19 protein-coding genes are annotated in these 23,651 nt (G+C 43.5%); 17 read left to right on the forward strand and 2 right to left on the reverse strand.

The features are described 5' to 3' along the window. Nucleotides 1–215 precede the first annotated feature (215 nt). From AC50YG_RS16505 to AC50YG_RS16515, 3 genes are read left to right on the forward strand one after another with little or no spacing between them, the layout of a single operon-like run. Nucleotides 216–980 carry a hypothetical protein gene (locus AC50YG_RS16505; protein WP_494828087.1) on the forward strand — a complete coding sequence of 255 codons (765 nt, stop codon included), beginning with the start codon at nucleotides 216–218 and terminating at the stop codon, nucleotides 978–980. Further along, nucleotides 964–4,332 carry a hypothetical protein gene (locus tag AC50YG_RS16510; RefSeq protein ID WP_494828088.1) on the forward strand — a complete coding sequence of 1,123 codons (3,369 nt, stop codon included), beginning with the start codon at nucleotides 964–966 and terminating at the stop codon, nucleotides 4,330–4,332. The genes AC50YG_RS16505 and AC50YG_RS16510 overlap by 17 nt, the downstream gene beginning before the upstream one ends. Then, entirely contained in the window at nucleotides 4,313–7,012 is a 2,700-nt protein-coding gene (locus AC50YG_RS16515) for a hypothetical protein (protein WP_494828089.1), read from the forward strand. The genes AC50YG_RS16510 and AC50YG_RS16515 overlap by 20 nt, the downstream gene beginning before the upstream one ends. A gap of 167 nt (nucleotides 7,013–7,179) precedes the next feature. On the opposite strand, the gene AC50YG_RS16520 is transcribed toward AC50YG_RS16515, so the two are convergent. Next, nucleotides 7,180–8,031 (reverse strand): helix-turn-helix transcriptional regulator, encoded by an 852-nt coding sequence (locus AC50YG_RS16520; RefSeq protein WP_494828090.1) that lies wholly within the window; start codon nucleotides 8,029–8,031, stop codon nucleotides 7,180–7,182. A gap of 147 nt (nucleotides 8,032–8,178) precedes the next feature. Here AC50YG_RS16520 and AC50YG_RS16525 point away from each other — a divergent pair, with 147 nt between their 5' ends. Next, complete coding sequence (locus AC50YG_RS16525) at nucleotides 8,179–9,477, forward strand: Gfo/Idh/MocA family protein (RefSeq protein ID WP_473760567.1); 1,299 nt, start codon at nucleotides 8,179–8,181, stop codon at nucleotides 9,475–9,477. 1 nt (nucleotide 9,478) lies between these two features. Then, nucleotides 9,479–10,885, forward strand: coding sequence for a glucuronate isomerase (uxaC, locus tag AC50YG_RS16530; RefSeq protein ID WP_494828091.1), 1,407 nt, complete (start codon nucleotides 9,479–9,481; stop codon nucleotides 10,883–10,885). A gap of 70 nt (nucleotides 10,886–10,955) precedes the next feature. Here the strand turns inward: uxaC and AC50YG_RS16535 are convergent, their stop codons facing one another. Continuing rightward, on the reverse strand, nucleotides 10,956–12,194 hold the full coding sequence (locus AC50YG_RS16535) for an aspartate aminotransferase family protein (RefSeq protein WP_494828092.1): 1,239 nt from the start codon (nucleotides 12,192–12,194) through the stop codon (nucleotides 10,956–10,958). A 312-nt stretch (nucleotides 12,195–12,506) separates the two neighbouring features. Between AC50YG_RS16535 and AC50YG_RS16540 the strand changes: the two genes are divergently transcribed. The 12 genes from AC50YG_RS16540 (at nucleotide 12,507) to AC50YG_RS16595 (ending at nucleotide 23,613) form a co-directional block, all read left to right on the forward strand. Further along, nucleotides 12,507–13,289 (forward strand): glycerophosphodiester phosphodiesterase, encoded by a 783-nt coding sequence (locus AC50YG_RS16540; RefSeq protein ID WP_473760550.1) that lies wholly within the window; start codon nucleotides 12,507–12,509, stop codon nucleotides 13,287–13,289. Nucleotides 13,290–13,340: 51 nt separating this feature from the next. Beyond that, nucleotides 13,341–13,523, forward strand: a complete 183-nt coding sequence (locus AC50YG_RS16545) for a hypothetical protein (RefSeq protein ID WP_341278889.1) — start codon at nucleotides 13,341–13,343, stop codon at nucleotides 13,521–13,523. Between the two features lie 40 nt (nucleotides 13,524–13,563). Further along, on the forward strand, nucleotides 13,564–13,857 hold the full coding sequence (locus AC50YG_RS16550) for an antibiotic biosynthesis monooxygenase family protein (protein ID WP_341278888.1): 294 nt from the start codon (nucleotides 13,564–13,566) through the stop codon (nucleotides 13,855–13,857). A gap of 1 nt (nucleotide 13,858) precedes the next feature. Then, nucleotides 13,859–14,188, forward strand: a complete 330-nt coding sequence (locus AC50YG_RS16555; protein WP_473760548.1) for a low molecular weight protein tyrosine phosphatase family protein — start codon at nucleotides 13,859–13,861, stop codon at nucleotides 14,186–14,188. 46 nt (nucleotides 14,189–14,234) lie between these two features. Next, a complete protein-coding gene (locus AC50YG_RS16560; RefSeq protein WP_494828093.1) occupies nucleotides 14,235–14,657 on the forward strand; it encodes a hypothetical protein in 423 nt (140 codons plus the stop codon). Nucleotides 14,658–15,144: 487 nt separating this feature from the next. Continuing rightward, nucleotides 15,145–15,552 (forward strand): hypothetical protein, encoded by a 408-nt coding sequence (locus AC50YG_RS16565; protein ID WP_494828094.1) that lies wholly within the window; start codon nucleotides 15,145–15,147, stop codon nucleotides 15,550–15,552. A 198-nt stretch (nucleotides 15,553–15,750) separates the two neighbouring features. Then, the gene (locus tag AC50YG_RS16570) at nucleotides 15,751–17,505 is read left to right on the forward strand and encodes a methyl-accepting chemotaxis protein (RefSeq protein WP_494828095.1); all 1,755 of its coding nucleotides are present in this window, start codon (nucleotides 15,751–15,753) and stop codon (nucleotides 17,503–17,505) included. A gap of 127 nt (nucleotides 17,506–17,632) precedes the next feature. Then, entirely contained in the window at nucleotides 17,633–18,586 is a 954-nt protein-coding gene (locus AC50YG_RS16575) for a metallophosphoesterase (RefSeq protein WP_494828096.1), read from the forward strand. Nucleotides 18,587–18,903: 317 nt separating this feature from the next. Beyond that, nucleotides 18,904–19,881 (forward strand): LacI family DNA-binding transcriptional regulator, encoded by a 978-nt coding sequence (locus AC50YG_RS16580; protein ID WP_494828097.1) that lies wholly within the window; start codon nucleotides 18,904–18,906, stop codon nucleotides 19,879–19,881. A 26-nt stretch (nucleotides 19,882–19,907) separates the two neighbouring features. Next, nucleotides 19,908–20,846, forward strand: a complete 939-nt coding sequence (locus tag AC50YG_RS16585; RefSeq protein WP_494828098.1) for an alpha/beta hydrolase — start codon at nucleotides 19,908–19,910, stop codon at nucleotides 20,844–20,846. A gap of 173 nt (nucleotides 20,847–21,019) precedes the next feature. Then, the gene (locus AC50YG_RS16590) at nucleotides 21,020–22,027 is read left to right on the forward strand and encodes a LacI family DNA-binding transcriptional regulator (protein ID WP_494828099.1); all 1,008 of its coding nucleotides are present in this window, start codon (nucleotides 21,020–21,022) and stop codon (nucleotides 22,025–22,027) included. A gap of 230 nt (nucleotides 22,028–22,257) precedes the next feature. Further along, complete coding sequence (locus AC50YG_RS16595) at nucleotides 22,258–23,613, forward strand: ABC transporter substrate-binding protein (RefSeq protein WP_494828100.1); 1,356 nt, start codon at nucleotides 22,258–22,260, stop codon at nucleotides 23,611–23,613. Nucleotides 23,614–23,651 lie beyond the last annotated feature (38 nt).

Here is a 23,651-nt window from a genome sequence, read left to right on the forward strand (position 1 = left end):
ATTAAAGAGCACACACATTTGAAATCATTTGAAGTCAATTGAGTTAATTAAAATGTTTTTAAAAATATTAAGTTATTGTTATCGTGTTGATCACGTGAAAGAAATTGATGTTTTGTGAAGAAAAAACATATAGTCGTTTTTTGTAGAATTGTGTATTAAAAAAGGAAATTATGGTAACATAGATGAGTCTTTATTACTAGTAGAGGGGTGGGGAAATGCAAAGACTGAAAGATTTTCTGTATGATTTTGCAGGAATTTTTATACCAGGTTTTTTGCTTTTATTTTCTTTGCGCATGATTACGTTTGATTTATTAAATAACAATTTTGTCGAACGGACATTTAGCTTGACAGGCTGGAATACAGGCGGGGGATATAGCTCCTTTTTGCAGTTTCTCGATAGTGAAAAGACAGTGATGATCCTTTGTGTAATCATTATTTGCTATATAACAGGATTGGTCATTGCGGCTACTTCAGAGAAATGTGCTAAGTATATAGAGAGTAAATATGTGGTTAACGATCCGAAAATTGTATATTCAGAAAATGTAAATCTGCTACATACTGTTGAGCGTGTACTTTCTCGCAAGTATAAGATCAATATGCGGAACGTGAGCCCTAGAAATAAATGGGTTACGCTGTACAGATGGGCTAATGTTTGCGCGACTAGTAGGGAAGAATCCTCCGGACTAAATATTCTCCTTGCAAAAATGATATTATATCGCTCGTTTTTTCTCGTTTTCTTAATCATTGCTGCTTATTTATTTGTTGTTGTTGCTAGTTTTGGGATTAACGATTGGCTTATTTTAAGCTCTATAAACTCTATTGAAAAAATGATGGCGGTTATAGCCGGTGTGATATGTACTGTAGTAGCAAATATGTTTTTTGAGTTTTATTTAACAGAAAGATTAAGAACGGGAAATGAAGCGCTGCTGTTGCTTGCTAAAGCGCATAAAGGGGAGATTGAAAATGGACAAGAAAATTAAGCCTCAAAATATAAAAATTGGTGAACATCAGTTGAAAGAAGAGAGCATGGCTATGGTGCTGCCAAATTGGCTGGAGGTCATTACGCAGATTGATCAAATAAGAGAGACGGCTGTTGAGGTGGCGAATTCGCGTAAAAACAGGAAAGAGAACGAAGAGAAACTGGACTTTAACAATGTCATTAGTATTTTGGGTGAGCGAGGAAGCGGGAAAAGCTCCGTTATGTTAACGCTCCGTGGAATTCTAATGCAAGAGCATCATGAAACGGATGTTTTTCTGGATGTCATTGTTCCTGAAATGTTGGAGGATACCTCTGATATACTAGGGGTAATTTTGCTCAATGTAAAAGCGTTCATTGATAAAAATAAGAAGAAAATTGAAGGATATTATAAAAATCAACGTTCAACCTCAGCGCGTACTTCAGATACGCTTGCTAGCTGTATTTATCAAGAGAAAACAAAGCTCGATCTTTTATGGGATAAGGTATTTTCTCTGTATATTTATCGTAAGAAAGGCTACAACAAAGTAATTGAGGAGCATTTCTCCGGGGTGTCGGATTATACACAAGAGAGAAAGGAAGCCTTGGTTTCGGAACTGGAGCTGACTGCAAAATTGGGCGAGCTTTTCGACACGCTTATTGGGGTGTTAAACGGTGATGCAGGTAAGCATCTTATATTTGTTTTCTTTGATGATGTTGACCTTAATCCGAAGCGCTGCAATGAGGTACTTAACGTAGTGCTGAAGTATTTGAATCATCCCAATATCGTTACCTTTATTTCAGGAGACATACTGAAATTTCAAGAGGATATGATAAGTGAGCTTTTACTGCAACAAGGAGGCTACAAATTTATAGATCAATATCTTATAGAAGAAAGAATAATATTGGAATCTCAAAGGGAATTGGTTTATGATTTTTTGAAAAAAATTATGCCCTACTCTCGCAGGTTTTCTTTACGAAAACTGACGAATATTTCGAAAATGGATTTTGTTGTGTTCAAAGATGCAAATCAAAAAAGAGCCGATGCCATCACGATGAAAGAATTGGTAGGCAGTTTATTTGATGAAACAGAAGTCCCTTTTTACTACAATAGTAGAAATGAAGCTGGTGATATAAAAGAGTTGGTGGAAATTCCAGCGTTTTTTCAAATATTCGACGACAAGCCGAGAGGGCTGTTGAATGTATACAGCTACCTGCTCTCAAATATTTCTATTCACTTTGATGAGAATGGCGAAAAAATTAAAAACAATGATCGCTTTCTTTTCTATTGTGAGAAATTATTTGAAATCATAATCGAAACAAATCTCACATTACGCAAAAATCAGAATTTCATTAAGCAATTGTATACATTGAATACTTATCAAGTGTCAGATCGTAGTGATATTTTTGTCGAAATTCATCATCAAAAATTAAGATTACACGTTGCGTCGGAAAATAAGCTAAGTAAAAAAGAATTGATTTTAATTGTTCATTTTCTGTATTTTGTCGAGTGCTGGGTGACAACTAAAGTTAGCACCATTTCAGGGAAAGAATACGGAATAGACTTGAATGTAGTGCTAGGTATGTTGGAGTATCAACGCTTGATTCCTGCAACCTTTAATGTGAGGGATGTATTTGCTTTATTTTCAAGGCTTAATGGGCTTTTTGAAGTTGAACAAATGCAGGATATTTTTTCGAGACGTATTTATTCAACCAAATATATAGAAGTTATAAATAGTGAATTTTCTGATTATAATGATCGTTTTTTTGACGATCCTGTCTGGCTAGAGCATTATCAATCTATATCAAATAATTCCTCGAAAATAAAGGTAGACATTATTATAAGAATTTTAGAGGACTTCAAAGATTTTAGTTCACATTTACATCAAACTTTTATTGATGAAATAGATTTTGATTTTTACGAGGGCCTATATGGAGAAGTAATTAATGATTACGCGTTTGATTTCAAAGAGCAAAATCCTTCCTCTAGGGAATTTTCGGATTATTCTAGAAGGGATATTCATAATTCTCTGATGATTGATTTTAAAGATTATAACGAGAGACTTCAAACATTAGTTGATCTTACGGTTTGTAATTATTTTGCGAAAGTTTTTCCAGATCAACTAATTGAAGTGCAAGAGAAAAGCTTTTTTGAGGATATCCTTAAAAGCATTCACAATATAATGCGGGATAATAGGTTTATTATTAAAGTTGATTTGTATCTTGAATACGATAAAATGGTTAGAATAGGTAAAAAAATGAAAGACGAATTTGATTTTAATGTAGACAATGCTATTGAAAAGTTGGAATTATTCAAAAAATTTCTTATTGAAAGAATGAATATGTTTATAATGAATCATAGTAAACAGAACGAGACAATATTGTTAAATAGACTGAAAGAGAACAGGGCGAAAGTAACTTATTCCAAAATTATCGCTGAAGGCCTTCCCGAAAATATAAAGAAGTACTTGAATTTAATTAGTTTTAGCGAGCAACGTGTAAAAGAATTAGAGTATGAAAAGTTAAATATTGAGAAGTTCCATGATTTTTCATTTTTATTAGCGAAAAAAGAGGATTTATACTATGGATCGTATGTTGAACCAATGATTTATTTGGAAGAGGATATGAAATCCGCAACACAAACTAAGTCGTACAATGCCTTTAGAAACTTTTCTATAGTCAATTTTTATAGCTATATATATGAGATGGTGAACAATATCATTAGTAAGCTCAATAATGGGCAATTGTCTTTAAAGCTTAATACGCTTGCTGAAAGGAGAGGAGTAAAGCTTCAAATATCGGATGGAATTATTGAGGAAATGTCGATTGAAGGGGATAGTATCGAGAAAGTTATGGAAGTTTTCTATAGTAATATTGGAATAATTAAATACAGTGAAATAGCGGTAGCGTTAACCGAGGATAATGCCCTATTAAAAATATATAGAATTAAGGACGAATTGCTTTCGAGATTCGATGATCTGGAGGAGCAATATTCGAGTCAGGATATCGACATATCTCGTCTAAATACTTTAATTAATAGGTTCCAAGAAGAACAGATTGTTCTGGAGCTTAGAGGTATTCAGAGAAAGCTATTGTCAAATGGCAATATAAAAAAAATCAAACTTGATAGCTTTATAGGTACAATTAAAAAATATTTGAATGAAGATAACATTCACAATCAACTGGAAATTATTGAAATTAAAGAGCTGCTTGATGGATTTATTTTTCAAAACACGCCGAACGAAGTGAGTCAGGAAATAAGGCGAGTGGAAAATGATGCTAAGCGACGTGTCTATCAAGATGAGCTGCTGTTTCTCATTCAGGCTTTAGCTTATTTGTACAATAAAGAAATGTCACTTGGTAACAGCAATGATTAAACATTTTACAGGTCTTATTTCCAAAATGGCAACCCTTCCGCTTACCGAGTTTTTATTTGTAAAGGAGCCGTTGTTCCGAAATGTAATTAAGGCTTCGGCTGAGCGGGGCGCAGGAAAGGAAACATACAAGACGTACGAGCAATTGAAAAAGAAAGTGCAGCAGGAGCTTGTGGGAAGCCACTATATTAAAAGCTTTGATACGATAAATTTGCTGCTGGAGCAATATTTTCCGATGAAAGTGTTTGCTGAGGTTCATTCTGAGGATGATATTTATATTGGGCAGCTAAATAAGCTGACTAAGTCCTTCATTACTCATCGAAATGGCAAAGTCGCTTTGAAATATTGGAAAAGCGAGAACGACGAAAAGCTATTTAGCGCTTTTGAGGGCCTTAATAAAATTGAGGTGTGGAATGTGCTGTCTCGAATGTTCTGTATCGACATATTAGTAGTGATGTATTTGCTTAACAATAAGATGACCAAGCCTGAGTATTTGAACGGCTATTATTGGCTGATTAATCTTGGAGATATGCAGTTGGACAGAATAATGGAGCGTGGTCTGGCAGAAACGCATATTCATATTAGTGCAGGCATCAATTTCAATATGATGTGGCAGGATTTAATGAATAGCAATTTGGAAAGTAGCAAAATTGAATTGAAGGAATTAGATAAAATGGTCGCTGATCCTCATTTGGAGCATTCGATTCGAATGAGCAGTTTGATTCGCGTTATGATTTCAAAATATTTAGCAACAGCGACGAATGATTATTTTATCGAGCATTTTGAGAAATACAATCGTTGTATCCAGTGGTATTTAACTAGAAAAGGAGCACCGGTTGAGCAAAATTATGAAAAACTCCATAAAGAACTGTTAAGTGACATTGCGAGCGGATCTGGAAAAAATATAGATACCTCAACGGAAATCGTTAAGCTTTTATTTGGTCTTGAGGACTTGCATACGACCGATGAAAACATTTTTTTATTCAAGGTAATGACGTACATAATGGAAGACACAAAAATGAAAAAAGATCCTTATCTAACTCAATTGTTTTGGCAATATTTGCGTATTAAAAATATCGTGTACCAAGGGGTGACACAAGGCAACTTTGTAGAGGGACTGGATTATTTTCGCCATTTTTTCAAAGCGGCTACCACTATTTCTCAAAATCAGTTAGAGCACGCCATTCGCAATCAAATCTACAACAATAATTTAAAGAAGCTGGAGATTCGAGTGAGTCCTCCAACGCGTGGTACAGCTCATGAAATGAGTCAGTCGCTCAAACGCGATTTGATTATTTTTTTCGAAACTTATAAGAGCATTATGCAGGATAATAAATTGCCCTATGATAAAATTCCTCAAATGGGTGTCGTTTTTCATTTTCTAAAAGCACAAGACGAAACGTTTTATGAAAAATGCTGGTATGCTGATGTCAACCGAGCATTTTTACGGCATGAAAACTATTTTTATGGCAGTCTACAAAAGAAATATCGTGAAACAGTCGACGTTATTAATGATTTAAGAGAGAAAATCCCTGGCTTATCTAAATATATAGTGGGGTTAGATGCTGCAAGCTTGGAAAATAATACAGAGCCATGGGTGTTTGCTCCTATTTTTCGCCACGTTCGTAATAGTCCCGTTAGTAAAATCAGACTGCTGGAATCAGGAGAACCAATTCAAACCTTAGGCTTTACCTATCATGTTGGCGAGGAGTTCAGGCATCTTCTATCAGGTCTGCGTCATGTCGATGAAGTTATCGAGCATTTTAATTACCGAGTGTCGGATCGTATCGGCCATGGTCTTGCGCTCGGGATTGATGCAGAAAGCTGGTGCAAGGAAAATCCCGTCATTGTCATACCTCGAATTGAATATATGGAAAATCTCCTTTGGCTGTGGGGACAAGCTTTTTTAGAGAAAAAGCACAATTTAGAAATCGACCTGCTGGGCATAGAGCGGGAAATTATGCTGCAAGTCGAGAAGATTTATCATAACGTTGAGGGCATTACTTTATTTGTACTGTGGAAGGCTTATCAAGGGAAATTCAAGTCGTTTAAAACGGATGAAGCAATGATTCATCAGGTATGTGTTTCTGAAACAGGAAGAACGGGCAAGTGGAGAAATGAATGGGCGTTGCCAGAGCAGCATTTCTGTAAGCAAGGCACGGGGGAAGCCTCTTATTGGAATGAGTCCAAGCTGATCCATGCCAATCATTGCAAATGTTTTTTAGAACGTATGTATGAAGTGATTCAAATAAAGGTGGGGGAAAACGAAGCTCGATTGTTACACAGCTTACAAAGCTACGTTAGAAACAAACTAAATGAAAAAGGAATTGTCGTAGAAGCAAATCCAACGTCGAACTTGGCCATTTCCGGAATTGAAAAATTATTTAGCCATCCAGTGACAAATTTCAATACAAATGGTTTGGGAAATGAAGCTTATTCGGGCAAAGGCTTGGTTATTTCGGTTAATTCGGATGATCCAGCTGTTTTTAATACAAGCATTAGCAATGAGCTTTCGTACATTTTTTATTTATTGCAGGATAAGGGTTATTCGCGGGATGCTATATTGGCATGGATAGAAAAAATTCGTGAATGGGGTGTTATGACCTCCTTTATTCAGGATCGAACCATCAGTAAAGAAAATTTGATAAAAGAACTTGATGTCATCATTATGAAATTGAAATAATTATATTTCCGTGATTATTGTACATACATTATTGCGGAAACGGTAATGTTAGTTCTGAATATGCTTGCGCTGCAAAGCAAGTAAACGCATAAGGCTTATGATGAGAAAAAGCAGTTACCCAAACAGGTGCTGCTTTTCCTTTTTTTGCGCTTTCCTAGCCCAACTGCTTACAAATGCTTGCGATAATCCCGCGGCGAGAGGCGCGTTATTTTTTTGAACGTTTTGCCGAAGTGGGAGAAGTTGTCGAAGCCGGTGGCGGCGGCAATTTCCGTAATCGATTGATCGGTTTCGCGCAGCAGGCGCTGGGCTTCCTTGATGCGGGTAATCGTCAAATAGGTGGAGAAAGAGAAACCGGTTATTTCCTTAAAGATGCGGCTTAAATAATACGAGCTGATATAAAACTGTTCGGCAACGGAGCTCAGCCGAATCTCTTCGCTGAAATGGTGGTTGATGTAACGTACGATTTCGGTAATTTTCGCATGCATCGGTGTAGCATGGGAAAGCGGGACGAATTCGTGCTTTTGCAAATAACGGGCCGCATGCAGCAGCAGCTCGGTAATTGCGATTGGCGGATACAGCTCATAGCCGGGAGGGCGTTGTTGAATTTCCTCCAGCAGTCTGCGAATGAGCTGCTCCATGACAAGCTGCTCCTGACGCGGCAGCCGCAGCACATGAATATGCTGCTCAAACGGCGACAAGATCAGCTCGCGAAGCTCGGGCGCAAACGATTCAGGGAAATGGTGATCGAAGTGGATAATGACCCGTTCATGCGAGGCTTCGCCAGCGTACAGCGTTTTATGAACGATTTGGCGGGAGATGAAAATCAGATCGCCCTGCTCCACCGGATAAGAGCGGTCATGGACGAAATAAATCCGCTTGCCGCTGAGCAAATAATAAATTTCATAATAGTCATGAAAATGATCATTGGGCATCGTGAACGGCTCGGAGCGCTTCATATATTCAATGTACAAATCCGATAAATTTCCATAATCAAAGGAAGCGGGCGTTTTTTCAATCATAGCCTTCAAAGCTCCTTTCGTATAAAACGCAAAATATGCGGCATATTTTGCGATTTAAGCACTATATGAGGAGAATTATAACACTTATATGCGATAAAATGAAAGCGTATCAAACGAACAAAAAAATCAGACAAAGGGTGAGCCGCAATGACACAAAAGAAAAAGTACGTATTGGTAGGAACGGGAGGAAGAGCTGAGTTTTTCTACGCTGCAATTGCAACCGATTTCAGAGATACGTCGGAGCTGCTTGCATTTTGTGATACGAACCAAACGAGACTTGACCACGCCAATAAGCGTTTAACCGATAAATATGATTATCATGCTGTAAACACATATAAGGCGGAGCAGTTCGACGAAATGATCGCGAAGGAAAAGCCGGACTCCGTCATCGTAACGAGCGTTGACCGTACGCATCATACGTACATCATTCGCGCTATGGAGCTGGGCTGCGACGTCATTACTGAGAAGCCGATGACCGTGGACGAGAAGAAGTGCCAGGAAATTCTTGATGCCGTAGAACGCACAGGGAAAAATGTTCGCGTAACGTTTAACTATCGCTATGCGCCGCATCATACGAAGGCGAGAGAGCTGATTGAGAAAGGCACGATTGGCAAAGTCAATTCGGTGCATTTTGAATGGCTGCTTAACACGCAGCATGGCGCGGATTACTTCCGTCGTTGGCACCGCAATAAAAATAACAGCGGCGGCCTGCTTGTCCATAAATCGACGCATCACTTCGATTTGGTCAACTTCTGGATCGGCTCGCAGCCGGATACCGTCTTTGCCTTCGGCGACCTGCTGTTCTATGGTAAGGAAAATGCCGAAGAGCGCGGCGAAACGAAGTTTTACGATCGTGCGACGGGCCATCCGAATGCGACGGAAGATCCATTTGCGCTGCATATGGACAGCAATGAGAACCTTAAGGCGATGTATTTGGATGCCGAGCATGAAGACGGCTATCGCCGTGACCAAAGCGTATTCAGCGACGGCATTAACATCGAAGATACGATGGGCGTAATGGTTCGCTACAAAAACAATGCGATCCTGACTTATTCGCTTAATGCTTATCTGCCATGGGAAGGCTACCGCATTGCGTTCAACGGAACGAAGGGCCGGATCGAGATGGAAATTGTCGAGCAATCCTATGTTAATTCCGGCGGTGAAAAATCGCAAGAGGGCGCGCTGAAAGGCAAGCGCATCATCGTGTACCCTATGTTTGGCGCTCCTTACAATGTGGAAGTAGAAGAAGGAATTGGCGGCCACGGCGGCGGTGATCCGGTACTGCTTAACGATATTTTTGGCACACCTGTAGAGGATAAGTTCAACCGCGCGGCGAATCATGTAGACGGTGCCCGTTCGATTTTGACAGGAATCGCTGCCAATAAATCGATTCAGACGGGAATGGCTGTAAAGGTGGATGAATTAGTTAAATTCAGGAGGGACTAACTTGGCTAAGTTTCTGGACGACAATTTTTTGCTGGCAAATGAAACGGCACGGGATTTGTACCATAATTATGCAAAGGACATGCCGATTATCGATTATCATTGCCATTTGAGCCCGCAGCAAATTTACGACAACATCAGCTTCTCGAATTTGACGGAGGCCTGGCTGTATGGGGATCATTACAAATGGCGGGCGATGCGTTCGAACGGCATTGAAGAAAAATATGTAACGGGTGGCGAAGACGTCAGTGATTATGACCGCTTCCTAGCTTTTGCAAGGACGGTTCCGCAGGCGATTGGCAACCCGCTTTACCATTGGTCGCATTTGGAGCTGCAGCGCTTCTTCGGCGTTGATGAGATTATTAATGAACGCAACGCTCCGGTTATTTGGGAAAAAGTAAATGCGAAGCTGTCGGGCGAGGGCTTCAAAGCGCGCGATCTTATTGTGAATTCCAAGGTTGAGGTCGTCTGCACGACGGATGATCCTGCGGATTCGCTGGAGTATCATTTGAAAATTAAAGACCTGCCAGACTTTCCGGTTGCGGTGCTGCCTTCATTCCGTCCAGATAAGGCGCTGGAAATTAATCGGGCTGGATTTCTGGAATGGATCGCGAAGCTTGAGCAGGCCGCAGGCCAAAAGCTGGATAGCTATGAGGCGCTGTTAACTGCGCTGGAAGCAAGAGTTTCCTTTTTCCACGAGGTCGGCTGCCGCGTTTCGGATCATGCCCTTGATTATGTGCCTTACGGAGAGACGACGAAGGATGAGGCAGCGGAGATTTTCGCTAGCGCACTTGCTGGAAACCGCGTAAGCCTTGAGGATGAGAAAAAATACAAAACGTATACGCTCGTCTTCCTCGGAAAGCTGTATGCGAAGCATGACTGGGCGATGCAATTGCATATTAATGCAGCGCGCAGCAACAATACGGCGATGTTTAATCGCCTTGGACCGGACACGGGCTATGATTCCATCGGTGACAGCCCGCTTGCGTATCCGCTCGTTAAGCTGCTTGATGAGCTGGCGAAGGATGAGGCGCTGCCGCGCACGATTTTATATTCGCTTAATGCAATGGACAATGAAGTGCTTGGCTCGATTATCGGCAGCTTCCAAGGCGACGGCATCCCGGGCAAAATTCAGCTGGGCTCCGCTTGGTGGTTCAATGATACGCGGGATGGCATGGTCGTGCAAATGAAGGCGCTTGCGAACTTCGGTCTGCTGAGCCGTTTTGTCGGCATGCTGACGGATTCGCGCAGCTTCCTGTCATATACGCGGCATGAGTATTTCCGCCGGATTTTGTGCAATTTGCTCGGCGAGTGGGTGGAGAACGGCGAGGTGCCGGATGACCGCGAGCTGCTGGGCGATATTGTCCGCAACATCAGCTACTACAATGCGAAAAGCTATTTTAAATTTTAATCATTATGTTTAGCCGCATCGGCGTGGTGGAATCTTCGAAAGATTCCGCCACGCCGATTTTTTATTGCAGCTAAGCGTTAGCCGTTTCTTTCTGCGCCATTTTTAATCCAAGCTTGCTCATTGCGCGCTCCAGCAGCTTGAACATGTCATCCGTCTCTGCTTCGGTTACCGTGAGTGCTGGTGTAATACGAACCGTGGAGGCATTAAGCGCATTGATGATCAATCCATCCTCCATGCAGCGTGCTGCAAGCTGTGGGGCTATGCCTTCTGCGACGGTGAAGGCGAGCAGCAGGCCTTTGCCGCGAATATCGGTGATTGCATACTCATGGGATAGCTCGACCAGCTTCTCCGTCATCAAATCACCCATCAGCTTTGCATTGGTGGACAAATCCAGACGAATAATCTCCTCTACGACCGCCTGGCCTGCTGCCATCGCAAGAGGTCCACCCGTATACGTTCCTCCTTGATCGCCAGGCTCGAAAATATCGTATTGCTTCATCGTTAGCGTTGCGGATAACGGAAATCCGCCGCCAATTCCTTTCGCCAGCGTCATGACGTCTGGTTTAATGCCATAGTGCTCGTGGGCAAAAAGTTTTCCTGTCCGGCCAATTCCGGTCTGAACCTCATCGAAAATAAGCAAAATGCCATAAACATCGCATGCCTTGCGCAGCGCCTGCAAGTAAGGGGCATCTACCGAATGGACGCCGCCTTCCCCTTGAACGAGCTCCAGCATAATGGCACAGGTACGGTCGCTAATCGCAGCGAAGCACGCATCAAAATCATTGATGGGTACATGCTTGAAGCCCGGAACCTTAGGAGCATAAAGGCTTTCCCAATGCGCTTTGCCCGTTGCGGACATCATGGCGAGCGTTCTCCCGTGGAAGCTGTTCGTCAATGTAATGATTTCATAAGCGCCATTTAAATTTAGGGAGCCATGCTTGCGGGCGAGTTTAATCGCGGTTTCGTTCGCTTCGGCGCCGCTGCTGGTGAAATAGGCTTTATCAAAGCCGGACACGCTTGTCAGCAGCTCCGCGAACTCAACCATTGGTTTGTTAAAGAAAGCAGGACTTGCATGCACGAGCTGTCCCGCTTGCTTGGCAATCGCCTCCTGCAGAACTTTGGGCGAATGCCCCAAGCTGGTGACCGCCCAGCCGCTGCTGAAATCGAGGTATTTTTTACCCTCCGTATCCCATAAGTACATCCCATCCCCGCGCTCCATAACGACCTCGGGTCTGTTCGCCGTGAACAGCACTGATTGTTTGGCCGCTGCCAGCAAGGCAGCTGTATCCTTGTTTTTTGAATTAAGCATCGTCTAACCTCCGTATAAGTCTCATTATGTATAAATATACACTTAAATAAATAAAAATACAATACGCAGCTGCTTATTTGCTGAGCATAGCAGGCCTGATAAGCAAGCTGGCCTAGCGCTGTGCATAATTTCCTCGGAAATACACTGCATGCCGTTCATCAAAAGTTTGCTATAATAGCAAGCATAAACGGCTGTCGCCGTTCTCTGGCGGCAAAGCTGCCGTTTCGCGGGTGAAAGATAAGCCGATGTTAAGTACGAAGCTTATAAATGCTTATATATGCACAAATACGTGGTAGAGAGGATAGTGGTAGGATGAATAAGCAGCAAGCAGGCGAAGCTGGAGAGAACAAAAAACAGGCGAAGCGCCCGCTTATTATCGGGCATCGGGGAGCAGCGGGCGAAGCTCCGGAAAATACGCTCGCTTCCTTCCAATTAGCTGCCGATCAAGGCTGTGATATGGTCGAGCTGGACATTCATCTTTCAGCCGATGATAAGCTGGTCGTTTGCCATGATGCGACGCTGGACCGGACGACGACGCAGACCGGCCTGATTCGGAGCATGAGTTATGAGGCGATTAGCAAGGCGGATGCGGGCAGCAAATTTGCCGAAGCGTTTCGCGGACAACGAGCACCGCTGCTGGAGGAGGTTTATGCGCTGCTTCCCAAGCCTATTGAAATTAATGTGGAAGCGAAGGACTCCTATAATGGCGCGTTGGATGAAGCGCTGGACGTTTTTTTGCAGCAGCCCGGACGTATGGAGCGCACGGTTGTTTCCTCCTTCGATCATAAGCTGCTGGCACGGCTGAAGGCACGGATGCCTGAGCTGCGGATCGGTCTGCTTTATGGGGCGGCATTAATTGCGCCAGCGGCTTATGCCGGGCTGATGGGCTGCGAAGTATTTTCGCTGCATCCGCATTACAGCGGCATTGACGCCGAGGATACGGCAGAAGCAGCTAAGGCGAAAATCGCGGTTTATCCTTATACCGTGAATGAAGAGCAAGATTTTCTATCCTTGATAGATAGGCAGGTTGACGGCATTATTACGGATTTTCCCGGTCGATTAAAGCAGCTGCTTGATAAGCAAGGTGGAAATTAGAGATTCCTATTGTGGTAGAATAAGGATACCTATGAGAGGAAGAGGTGACGCATGATGGAGGAGAACAAGGAAAGAGAGCTGGATGAAATTAAGCTGCGGCTGGAGAAGCTGGAGCAGGAGCACGGAAAACGGCAAGGCTTGCCTGGCGGACTGAAATTCGCCATCGGTTTTGTTGTTGTCTTGTTGTTAATGCTGATGTCCATTGGCATCGTTCAATTTGTTTCGGCAGCATAATCATAGCAGTTTGAATACACAGCGGGAGGGCCGTGCAATTATGATTTTGGAAGTTGCTATTTTACAGGTTAAGGCGGGACTCGCAGATTCGTTCGAGGCCAGCTTCAAGGAAGCTTCACACATTATTTCCAGCATGAAAGGCTACGTGCATCATGAGCTGCAGCGCTGCCTGGAGGGGCAAAATAAATACCTGTTACTCGTGAAATGGGAGACGCTGGAGGATCATACCGAGGGCTTCCGCGGTTCCGCGGAATATGAGGAGTGGAAGCGGCTGCTGCATCATTATTATGATCCGTTTCCGGTCGTGGAGCATTACACGAGCATCGAGCTGTAGGATGAGCAAGCTATTATTTATTTGCAGCCGGAACAAATGGCGCAGCTTGACGGCTGAAACGGTGCTGAACGGTGTTGATGGACATGAGGTGCGTTCTGCCGGAACGGAGCCGCAGGCTAGAGTGCGAGTGACCGAAGGCCACATCGGCTGGGCTGATGTTATTTTTGTCATGGAGAAAAAGCATTTGCGCCGTATGCAGGAGAAGTTTCCACATGCGTTAAGCGAGAAGCGGGTCATTTGCCTCCACATTCCCGATGAATACGAATATATGAATGCCGACCTTATACAACTGCTGCAAGCTGCCGTTATAGAATATATGCCTATGGAATAATGGCATAAAAGGAAAAATGATGAATAAAGAGCGGAGGTATTCCAGTATGTTGTTCAAAAGCTTGCGTATGCTGCTGTTGGTTGCGCTACTTGCGGCAATCGCAGTGCAGCCGCTTGCAGCAGCGGAGAAGACAGTGACAATTAAGGTCACCTTCGTCAGCGAGGATTTGGTGTCGAACGATTCTGTGGGGAATGAGTGGGAGACGCAGGTCTTGATCAATGGCAAGAGCGTAGCCGCTGGAGACAGCATTAAGCTGACGCTAAAGCCAAGCGAGCTTGTGAAGCTGGAGGCGACGGCAATCGAGCAGGACAAAATTCCTGATGCGGGTACGGCTACTAAGTCTTTCAAGGCTTCAACGGTGGCGGCGAGCAAGAAGCATACGCTAGATGTGGAGGTCGTGGAAAACAGAGGCCGATACTCCGGCAACGTCGCTAAATGGAAGTTCGTTTTTAAGGTGGAGAAGGCGTAAGCAAGGAAGAGGAAGACGTAGAGGTAGACGTAGACGGCGGGGCTTTGGGGCTCCGCCGTTTTTATTGGCTGTAAGAGTATACTAGAGTCGGCATGCTGCACCTTGCTTAACTCTTATTCGAGGCTAATGGCAACGAAACAATTCAAGGCTCAGGAAGCCGCCGTATGCGATTGTTGCTGGGACGATACAGCTAGAGCTAGCTACACCACTAGTGTTAACCCCTCCTTGTTTGGCGGACTGAGGTTCCGCTATTGTGGCTTTTGGGCCAATTTAAGGCCGTATGCGGACAGAAAATCCGTTATGTCCCTCCTCATCCCGTCAAAATGGTGATCGGCAGCACATTAGCTGCACCTGAGTCCGCATACTGCGTCAAAACCGGTGATTTTGTTGAAATAGCGTCTGCTGTGTCCATCAAGTCTGTAATAGTATATAGAGAGAAAAAATATCGGAGTTCATTTTAAAGATGAATCTATAGAGGTGGCGCGAAATGATGAACAATAGACATCCCAAATATGTTACACGAAGCGCTGTGGAGGGGCTTGTAGAGAAAATCAAGCTGCCATCCCCAGGTGAATTCACACAAGACTGGGAATACGAGGTTGCTGATTCCACTAGAGTCGGTGAATTCCTGCATGCATATGAAAACATGGACTTAAACCTCGAAGAAAAATTTGCTTTAATGATTGTTATTGTTGACTCATACAACGATGCCATTTCGGGAAACAAGGCTGAGGAAAATATGGCCGAGCTCATAAAATATTATCTAATAAGGGATATAAATATTCATATAAATACCATTTATTATTGGGCGTTGCTTGAAGAGGAGGATACTGAAAATGTTTTTGCGATAACGCCATTTATAAGGGGAATTGTTGCTATAATTAAAGAAACGTAGCTAAAGCAGCTGCTTCGAAAAATGGACGTTGCATTCCGCTCTCATTTCGTAAGCGATTGCCGTGCTGGACCAATAATTTCTTGCGAATTTCGACATATTCGTTTAATATTTTCACCATACATAGTGCTTGAAGCATGTTAGATTTGGGTAGCGGACTAGTAAAAAAGGCTGGGTTTGATGCGGGAGGAAGAGGATCGAATGATCGGATTTTTCAGGAAACGTTTAGTGGCGCGCATTGTTGCGGTAGTTACGCTAGTCATTGTTATTATTTCTGCTGGCAGCGTATTGCTGCAGTTGGCAAACATGAAGTCAGCTGCACAGGAGGCCATTTCCAGCTATAACATCCAGATTGCTCAAAGCTACGTCAACCAGCTGGATACAGCTACTTATGCTGAGTTTGCCAAAGAGCCGAAGGAAAATGATTTGTTTTTGACCATACGTGATGAGCTCGATGATTTTCGGGTGCGCATTGGCGCCATGTATGTGTATTTCGTGAAAATTGATGACAAGGGCACGCCGCTTATTATGGTAGACGGCATGAAGGATGTCGATAAGGCATCGCCGATTAATGAAGTGACGGATATGCCTAGTGAAGCAGTCCAGGCGCTGCTGCAAGGGAAAACGGCGAGCTCACAAATTATTGATAATGAGGAATACGGAAAATACATTTCCTCGTATGCTCCAATTGCCGACAGCAATGGTGCTTTAATTGGTGTCATCGGCATTGATACGGCTGTATCGGTTATAGGCGATATTGAATCGGATATTATTAAGTCGAGTATTCCCTTTTATGCGCTGCTGCTGTTCATTACGATTGCGGGCATAGCGATCGTATCGCGCTTCGTTGTGAAGGGACTCAGACCGCTCAAAGTATTGAAGGCCAGTGTCGATAAAATGGCGCATGGCGAGCTGGCGCAGGCCAATCAGATTTTGACGGCGTATCATCTCAGAAGCGAGGATGAAATCGGCAGCACGTTTAAAGCGATGATTCATATGTCCGGCAATTTGAATAAAATCATTAGCGATATGGTTGCAGGTGTGGCGGCAACGACGGATATATTAGTAGATTCGACGGAGCAATTCAGCCGCAATGCGGAGGAAATGCTCGTCATGAGCAAGACGGTTGATCATTCCGTACAGCATATTCGGCAGGGTGCGCATACGCAGAAGCAAGGCGCAGGAGACAGCGCGAATGCGATGGAGGAAATCGCTAAAGGAATTACCAGCGTATCCGAGTCTTCTACTGCAGTTTCAGATGCGGCAACAAGCGCTTTGGCTACAGCACAATCCGGCAAGCAAAGCATGACAGAGATGAAAAACCAGATGGAGAACATTTCCGTAGTAGCCGGAGATGTAGCTGCGATGGTGGAAGTGCTGAGCGGCTACTCACAGGAAATTGGCGGGGCGCTGCAAGCGGTTCGGGATTTTGCCACCCAGACGAAGCTGCTGGCGCTGAATGCCTCGATTGAAGCGGCCCATGCAGGCGAGCATGGCAAAGGCTTCGCTGTTGTAGCCGATGAAGTGCGCAAGCTGGCGGAAGCTTCAAGCCTATCGGTGCAGATGATATCGGATTTGCTGCTCGGCATCCAGCAGGAGTCCCAGCAAATCGGCACGAAGATGGGCATTACCGCGCAAGAAATTGGCCAAGGCGTAGTCATTACGGCGGAAGCGGAGCAGGCTTTTACCCATGTGGTGGATGCCTTCCGCATCGTGACGCAGCGTATTCAAGAAGTATCGGCATCGGCTGAGGAGATGACAGCAGGCTCTGAGGAAGCTGCGGCGTCCGTCCATGCGATTGCATATATTGCATCGGGCGTTTCGGAACGCTCCGATGAGATTTACCGTTTGACCAGCGAGCAGTCGGTCATGTTCCAGAAGGTGGCTCAAACGTCGAGTTTGCTTCGGCAGCAGACACATGAGATGAGCGAAGCCGTAAAGAAGGTTAACGTATAAGGCAATAGAACAAGAGCGGGGCGCATCCAGGCGTCCCGTTTATTTTTATTCGGAAATAGAAACAGGTATAATAGACAAGAGGAAAGAGCAGGAAATCATAGAGGAACAGCAAGAAGAGGAGGAGCTTATGCGCAAGCCGTTAAAAAGAGTAGGGATATTCCTAGCTGCAGCAGCTGCTATCGTCATTTTTCTTTATTTTCAAAATAATGCTTTGACGGTGTCGTCATTTCAGCTTTCATCGTCCAAGCTGCCGCAGGGGCTGAAAGATTTTACGATTGTGCAGCTGTCCGATGTGCATGGCAAAAGATTTGGCGATAATCAGACGCGGCTCGTTCGCAAGGTGGAAAAACAGCAGCCAAACATCATCGTCGTTACAGGCGATTTAATTGATAGCAGGCGTGGGGGCGAGGCGGAAAGCCTTGAGCTAATGGCAGAAATCGTGAAGCTGGCCCCTGTTTATTATGTGACGGGCAATCATGAATATGCTTACGCGCGTTACCCAGAGCTGGAGAAAAAGCTGCTGGAGCTGGGCGTTCATGTCCTGCGGAATGAAGCGGCAAGCATTCCCTTGCTAAATAATAATGGAACTGGTGATGGGACAGTGGCTGGAGCTGGGGAAATCCGATTGCTAGGCATCGACGATCCCAAATTTTCAGCGTATGGAGGACATGATGCGGAGGCGGCGGAGCAAAATATTCAAACAGCTATTGAAGACTTTGATAACATAGCCGGGAAAGAGAATGCGGGTGCCACTACAAAAGCGGAGACGGGAAAGCAATCCGATGATGGGCTTTACACGATACTGCTCTCCCATCGTCCCGAACTGTTTGACGTCTATGTTCGTGCTGGAATGGATCTGACCTTCTCGGGACATGCCCATGGCGGGCAAGTCAGGCTGCCGTTCATTGGCGGACTCATCGCTCCGGGACAGGGATTTCTGCCCGTGTACGATGCAGGCCAATATGTAAACGGGGTCGCGTTTATGCTGGTCAGCAGAGGACTTGGCAACAGCGTCGTTCCCCAACGCCTGTTCAATCGCCCTAATATTGTAGTTGTGAAGCTGTCAGAACATATTCCATAAAGGCATCCGCTAATAAAGCTTCAAGCAAGGATTAATTGGCGTGTTCGAATGACACGCGGATCATATATAAATAGGTTAAGCAGCCTATCCTCAACCAAGGATAGGCTGCTTTTTTATGGAAAAGCAAGCGGTACACTGTTGGCTTTACAGTGTATGTCAACCGCTTGACATACGGAAATGCCAACCATATACTAGGGGTACATATGTATGCAATAAAACGTGAGAAATGATCAGTTCGATGTATATTTGCTAGAAAACTTGGAAGTAAAGGCTATAGATTCGGCAGGATTGCTGGATAACGTTTGGAGGAAAGCCCAATGTCGACGATTAAAGATATCGCGGAGAAAGTAGGGGTGAGCGTCACTTCTGTTTCTAGAGTACTGAACAATAGAGGATATATCAGCGGAAAGCTTAAGAAAAGAGTGCAGGAAGCAATGGATGAGTTGAACTATCAACCCAATCAAGTTGCCCGATCCTTGATTCTGAAGAAATCCAATATTATCGGTCTTATTATTCCAGACGTCTCACACCCGTTCTTCGGGGAAGTGACCAATCATATCGAATATTATGCTGACAAGAACGGATACAAAATATTGCTCTGTAATTCGCAATTAAACATGGTCAAAGAAAAAGAGTACATTAATATGCTGAAGGCCAGCCAGGTAGATGGAATTATTATGGGCAGCCATACGATGGACATAAAAGAATACACTTCCATCAAGCTGCCCATGGTGACCTTGGATCGTCAAATCGCGGATACGATTCCCTATATTTCATCCGATAATTATAAGGGTGGAGAGCTGGCTACAAATTTGCTGATAAAAAAGGGCTGTAAAAAAATTGCACACATCAGCGGAAATCTTCATCTTAATCTACTGGCAAAATTGAGACATGATGCGTTTAAGAAAGTGATTACAAACAAGGGCATTGAGCATATCGTTTTACAAACCGATTTGAATGGCTTTGATTATGATGAATATGATCAGCTGGTCACCAAAATGTTTTTAGAAAATCCAGATATAGACGGGGTATTCGCCAGCAGTGACATTATCGCTGCTCAGGTATTGAAAGAATGCCATCGACTAGGCAAGTCCGTTCCTCAGGATGTGAAAATTGTAGGGTACGATGGTATTCAATTAGGAAAACTTATAACTCCCGCTATTACAACGATTAAACAGCCAACCAAGGAAATTGGCAAAATGGCTGTGAGACTCATCATGGGCCAGATTCAAGGCGAAGCTGTATCACAGGAAAATATATTGCCAATTGAATTGATAGAGAGAGAAACAACCTAAAGGCTCATTTAATCAGGAGGATGAATATGAATTTCAAAAGCAGAGTATTACCGGAGCTCCGAGCAACGTTAGAGCAGCTTCCACCATTGGACTTGCCAAATGATTTGCAGCTTTTTCGAAGCTTCCCAGTACAAGAGGTAGAGAAGTCTCCTCATGTGGCAACGAGAAACCAAATGATTTCTGGCCCATCCTCAAATTTGCTGCTAAAGATTTATGAACCTGTCAACAGAACGGGCACAGCCTTGCCTGCATTATTATGGATTCATGGCGGGGGGTATGTTCTTGGGCATCCAGACTCAGATGATGCTTTGTGCGAAAGATTTGTTTTGGACACCCATTGTGTCGTCGTGTCCGTTGATTATCGTCTTGCTCCTGAGCACCCTTATCCTGCGGCGATAGACGACTGCTATGCCGCACTAAAGTGGATGGCTTCTGCAAGTGAATTAAACATAGATTTAACAAGAATAGCCGTCGCTGGGGCTAGTGCGGGCGGTGGTTTAACGGCGGCCCTTTCTTTAATGGCTCGTGATCAAGGTGGACCCGCCATCTCTTTTCAAATGCCCTTGTATCCGATGATTGATGATCGTAATGCAACGGCCTCCAGTCATGAAATTACCACAAACCGTTCGGTTTGGAATCGTGATAATAATAAGGCAGCTTGGGGCTTGTATTTAGGTGAACATGCTTCCCGCACCATTTCCCCTTATGCAGCTCCTTCCCGCGCAGAAAGCTATGCAGGACTGCCGTCTACGTATACATGTGTTGGACAATTAGATCCTTTCCGGGATGAAACCATTGAATATGTGGCACGGTTGGCTCAAGCTGGTGTAGAAGTAGAGTTTCAAATGTATCCCGGCTGCTTCCACGCTTTCGAATTAGCTGCACCGCAAGCGGAAGTCAGTAGGCGGGCGAGTAAAGGCTACGTCGAAGCTTTAAATAGAGCATTTAATCCTCAGAAAATGTGAGTTTGATTACTGGTTAACTATGTTAAACTTCAAAAAAACGGTTGCTTTCGCAGCCGTTTTTTATATTTACGAATGAGTATAATGCTGGAAAAAATGATTTCTTATAGGCACTCAAAAATGGATGCGGGAGGAGTATTCCTGTTATACTGTATAAACCATAAGGGGGGAACCTGATGCCTAAAATAGATGATGTGGCTAAAAAAGCGGGAGTTTCAGTCACTACTGTGTCTCGCATTCTTAATAATCGAGGTTACATAAGCAGTACTACACGCGAAAGAGTCTACCAGGTTATGGAGGAGCTGAACTATCAACCGAATGAACTTGCGCGGTCATTGTTCAGGAAAAAGTCGAATTTGATTGGGCTTATTATTCCAGAGATTGCTCACCCATTTTTCAGTGAATTAACGCAATATATTGAATATTATGCATTTCAAAATGGTTTTAAATTATTATTGTGCAACTCGCAAAATGACCGGACAAAAGAAAAACAATATATTGATATGTTGAAAAAAAATCAAGTGGATGGCATCATCATGGGGAGTATGCTGTTAGAGACGGATGATTATTTGCAATTGAAATTGCCTTTAGTATCATTTGACAGAAATATTGCTGAGCATGTTCCTTTGGTGACCTCTGACAATAAGACTGGCGGGGGACTGGTGGCAAAATTATTGCTTGATAAGGGATGCCGAAAGCTGGCATTTATATATGGAGGCATAAAAGGCTACAATCGTGACTTATTAAATAATAAAAGCATATTTTCAGGACTTAGATATGAAGGATTTTCAGCTGAGTGCAAGGAAAGAAACATCGAGATTTTGAACTTTTACTTGGAAATCAATGATTATACGGATATCGATAATGGTGTAGAACATCTAATTCGTTTTTTGCAAGAAAATAAGGATGTTGATGGCATATTTGCAACAAGCGATGTCATTGCCGCCTATGTCATTCAAGCATGTTTAAAGCTGAATAAGAAAATTCCTGACGATATCAAGATTATTGGTTATGATGACGTGGTTCTAGCCTCCTTAATTATGCCTAGAGTAACAACTGTGAAGCAACCGATTGAGGAAATGGCCAAACAATCGGTAGAAATCATTATTCAGCAAATTAACGGTGAGACGGTGAAGAAAGATTATATGCTGGGGGTCTCTTTAGTAGAAAGAGGGACGACCTAGGAAGGTGGGGATGAGCGATGAGCAAGTCCCCTTTTTCATGCTCAGAAACTTCATCCGCATAGTCCGTATTTGTCTTCTGTCGAGAATATTTTCTGCCGCATAGAGAGATAATAACTGTACAATAATAATTTATATGTCAACCGCTTGACATACCGTATGTCAAACGGTTAACATATAAATTGAAAGTGAGTTGATTACGCTTTCAAAACACTAATTATGGGGGAGTAACAATGAAAAGATCCAAGGTAATAATTTTAGGTGTTTGTATGGCGTTAGTGTTTTCGTTATTAGCAGCATGTTCTAAAAATAACAACACTAGTAATGATTCAGAAGCGTCCAGCGGGTCAAACTCATCCCAGTCGTCTAAGGAAGTGAAGCTCACATTTTTCAACACCTCCGCTGAAATAAATACGGTTTTTGAAAATCTTTTTAAGGTCTACAAGCAGGAGCATCCAAATGTAACCATAGAACTGATCCCCACAGCCATTGGTGGAGAGCAGCTTCAAAAATTTCAATCCCTATTAGCTTCCGGCAAGCCGGCAACGATCGCTAACCTCGATGCGGGAACGATTCATCAATATAAAGATAAATTCCTTGATCTGGAGTCGGAGAAAGCAAAGTATGAAAATCTTGCTCTGCCAGGTGCTATAGATGGCGCATTGCTTGACGGCAAATTCATCGGCGTACCTTATACGGCTCAAGGATATGGATTGCTATACAACAAACGCGTTATTGATGAAGTGATCGGCAGCTCTTTCGATCCGTCAACGATTGCAACAAGAAGTGATCTTGAGGCTTTATTCAAGAAAATTGAGGCTGCCGGTAAAGCTCCGGTCATCATCCACGGCGCAGATTGGTCCTTAGCTGCTCACTATCAAGGATTGGCCTATTCGCTGCAATCCAAGAATGTGGAGGAAAACCGTAAATTTGTAGAAGAGCTTAAGCAAGGCACTGTCGATTTGTCGAAGAATCAAGCATACAGCGGTTTGATGGATACATTCGACCTGTTGAAAAAATACAATGCAAGAAAAGCTGATCCATTAGTTGCCGACTACAATAAAGATAGTGCTGATTTTGCGAAGGGCGAAGCAGCCTTTTATTTCATGGGAGATTGGTCATGGGCCGTTATTGGACCTCTTGAAGGACGTGATAAGGATTTCGGCATACTTCCCGTTCCTATCAGCGATAATGCTGCTGATTTTGGAAATTCGCAAGTGGCTTACACGGAGCCTAAATTGTTTGCCATTGATAATTCGGGTTCAACACCAGAGCAGCAGGAAGCGGCTAAAGCTTTTATTGAATGGATGATTACAAGCGAAGCGAGCCAAAAAGCAATTATCGGTGAAGCCGGTCTTGCTATGCCATACAAAGATCGTAAGGTGGAAAGCTCAAACCCGATGTCTAGTGCGATTTCGAAATATGTGGCTGAAGGTAAAACGGTTAATATCGGGGTTATCAACTATTTCCCTTCGGATTGGTGGTCGAAAACCGGAGCTTCTATGCAAAAGTATTTAGTGGATAAAATCGATCGGGCAGGACTCACAAAAGAAGTGCAGGATTATTGGAAATCAACCGCTGGGAAATAATGAATACGTATCAATCCTGACAGATCAAAGGGGTGAAG

It is taken from the genome of Paenibacillus sp. J31R34 (assembly GCF_059383715.1).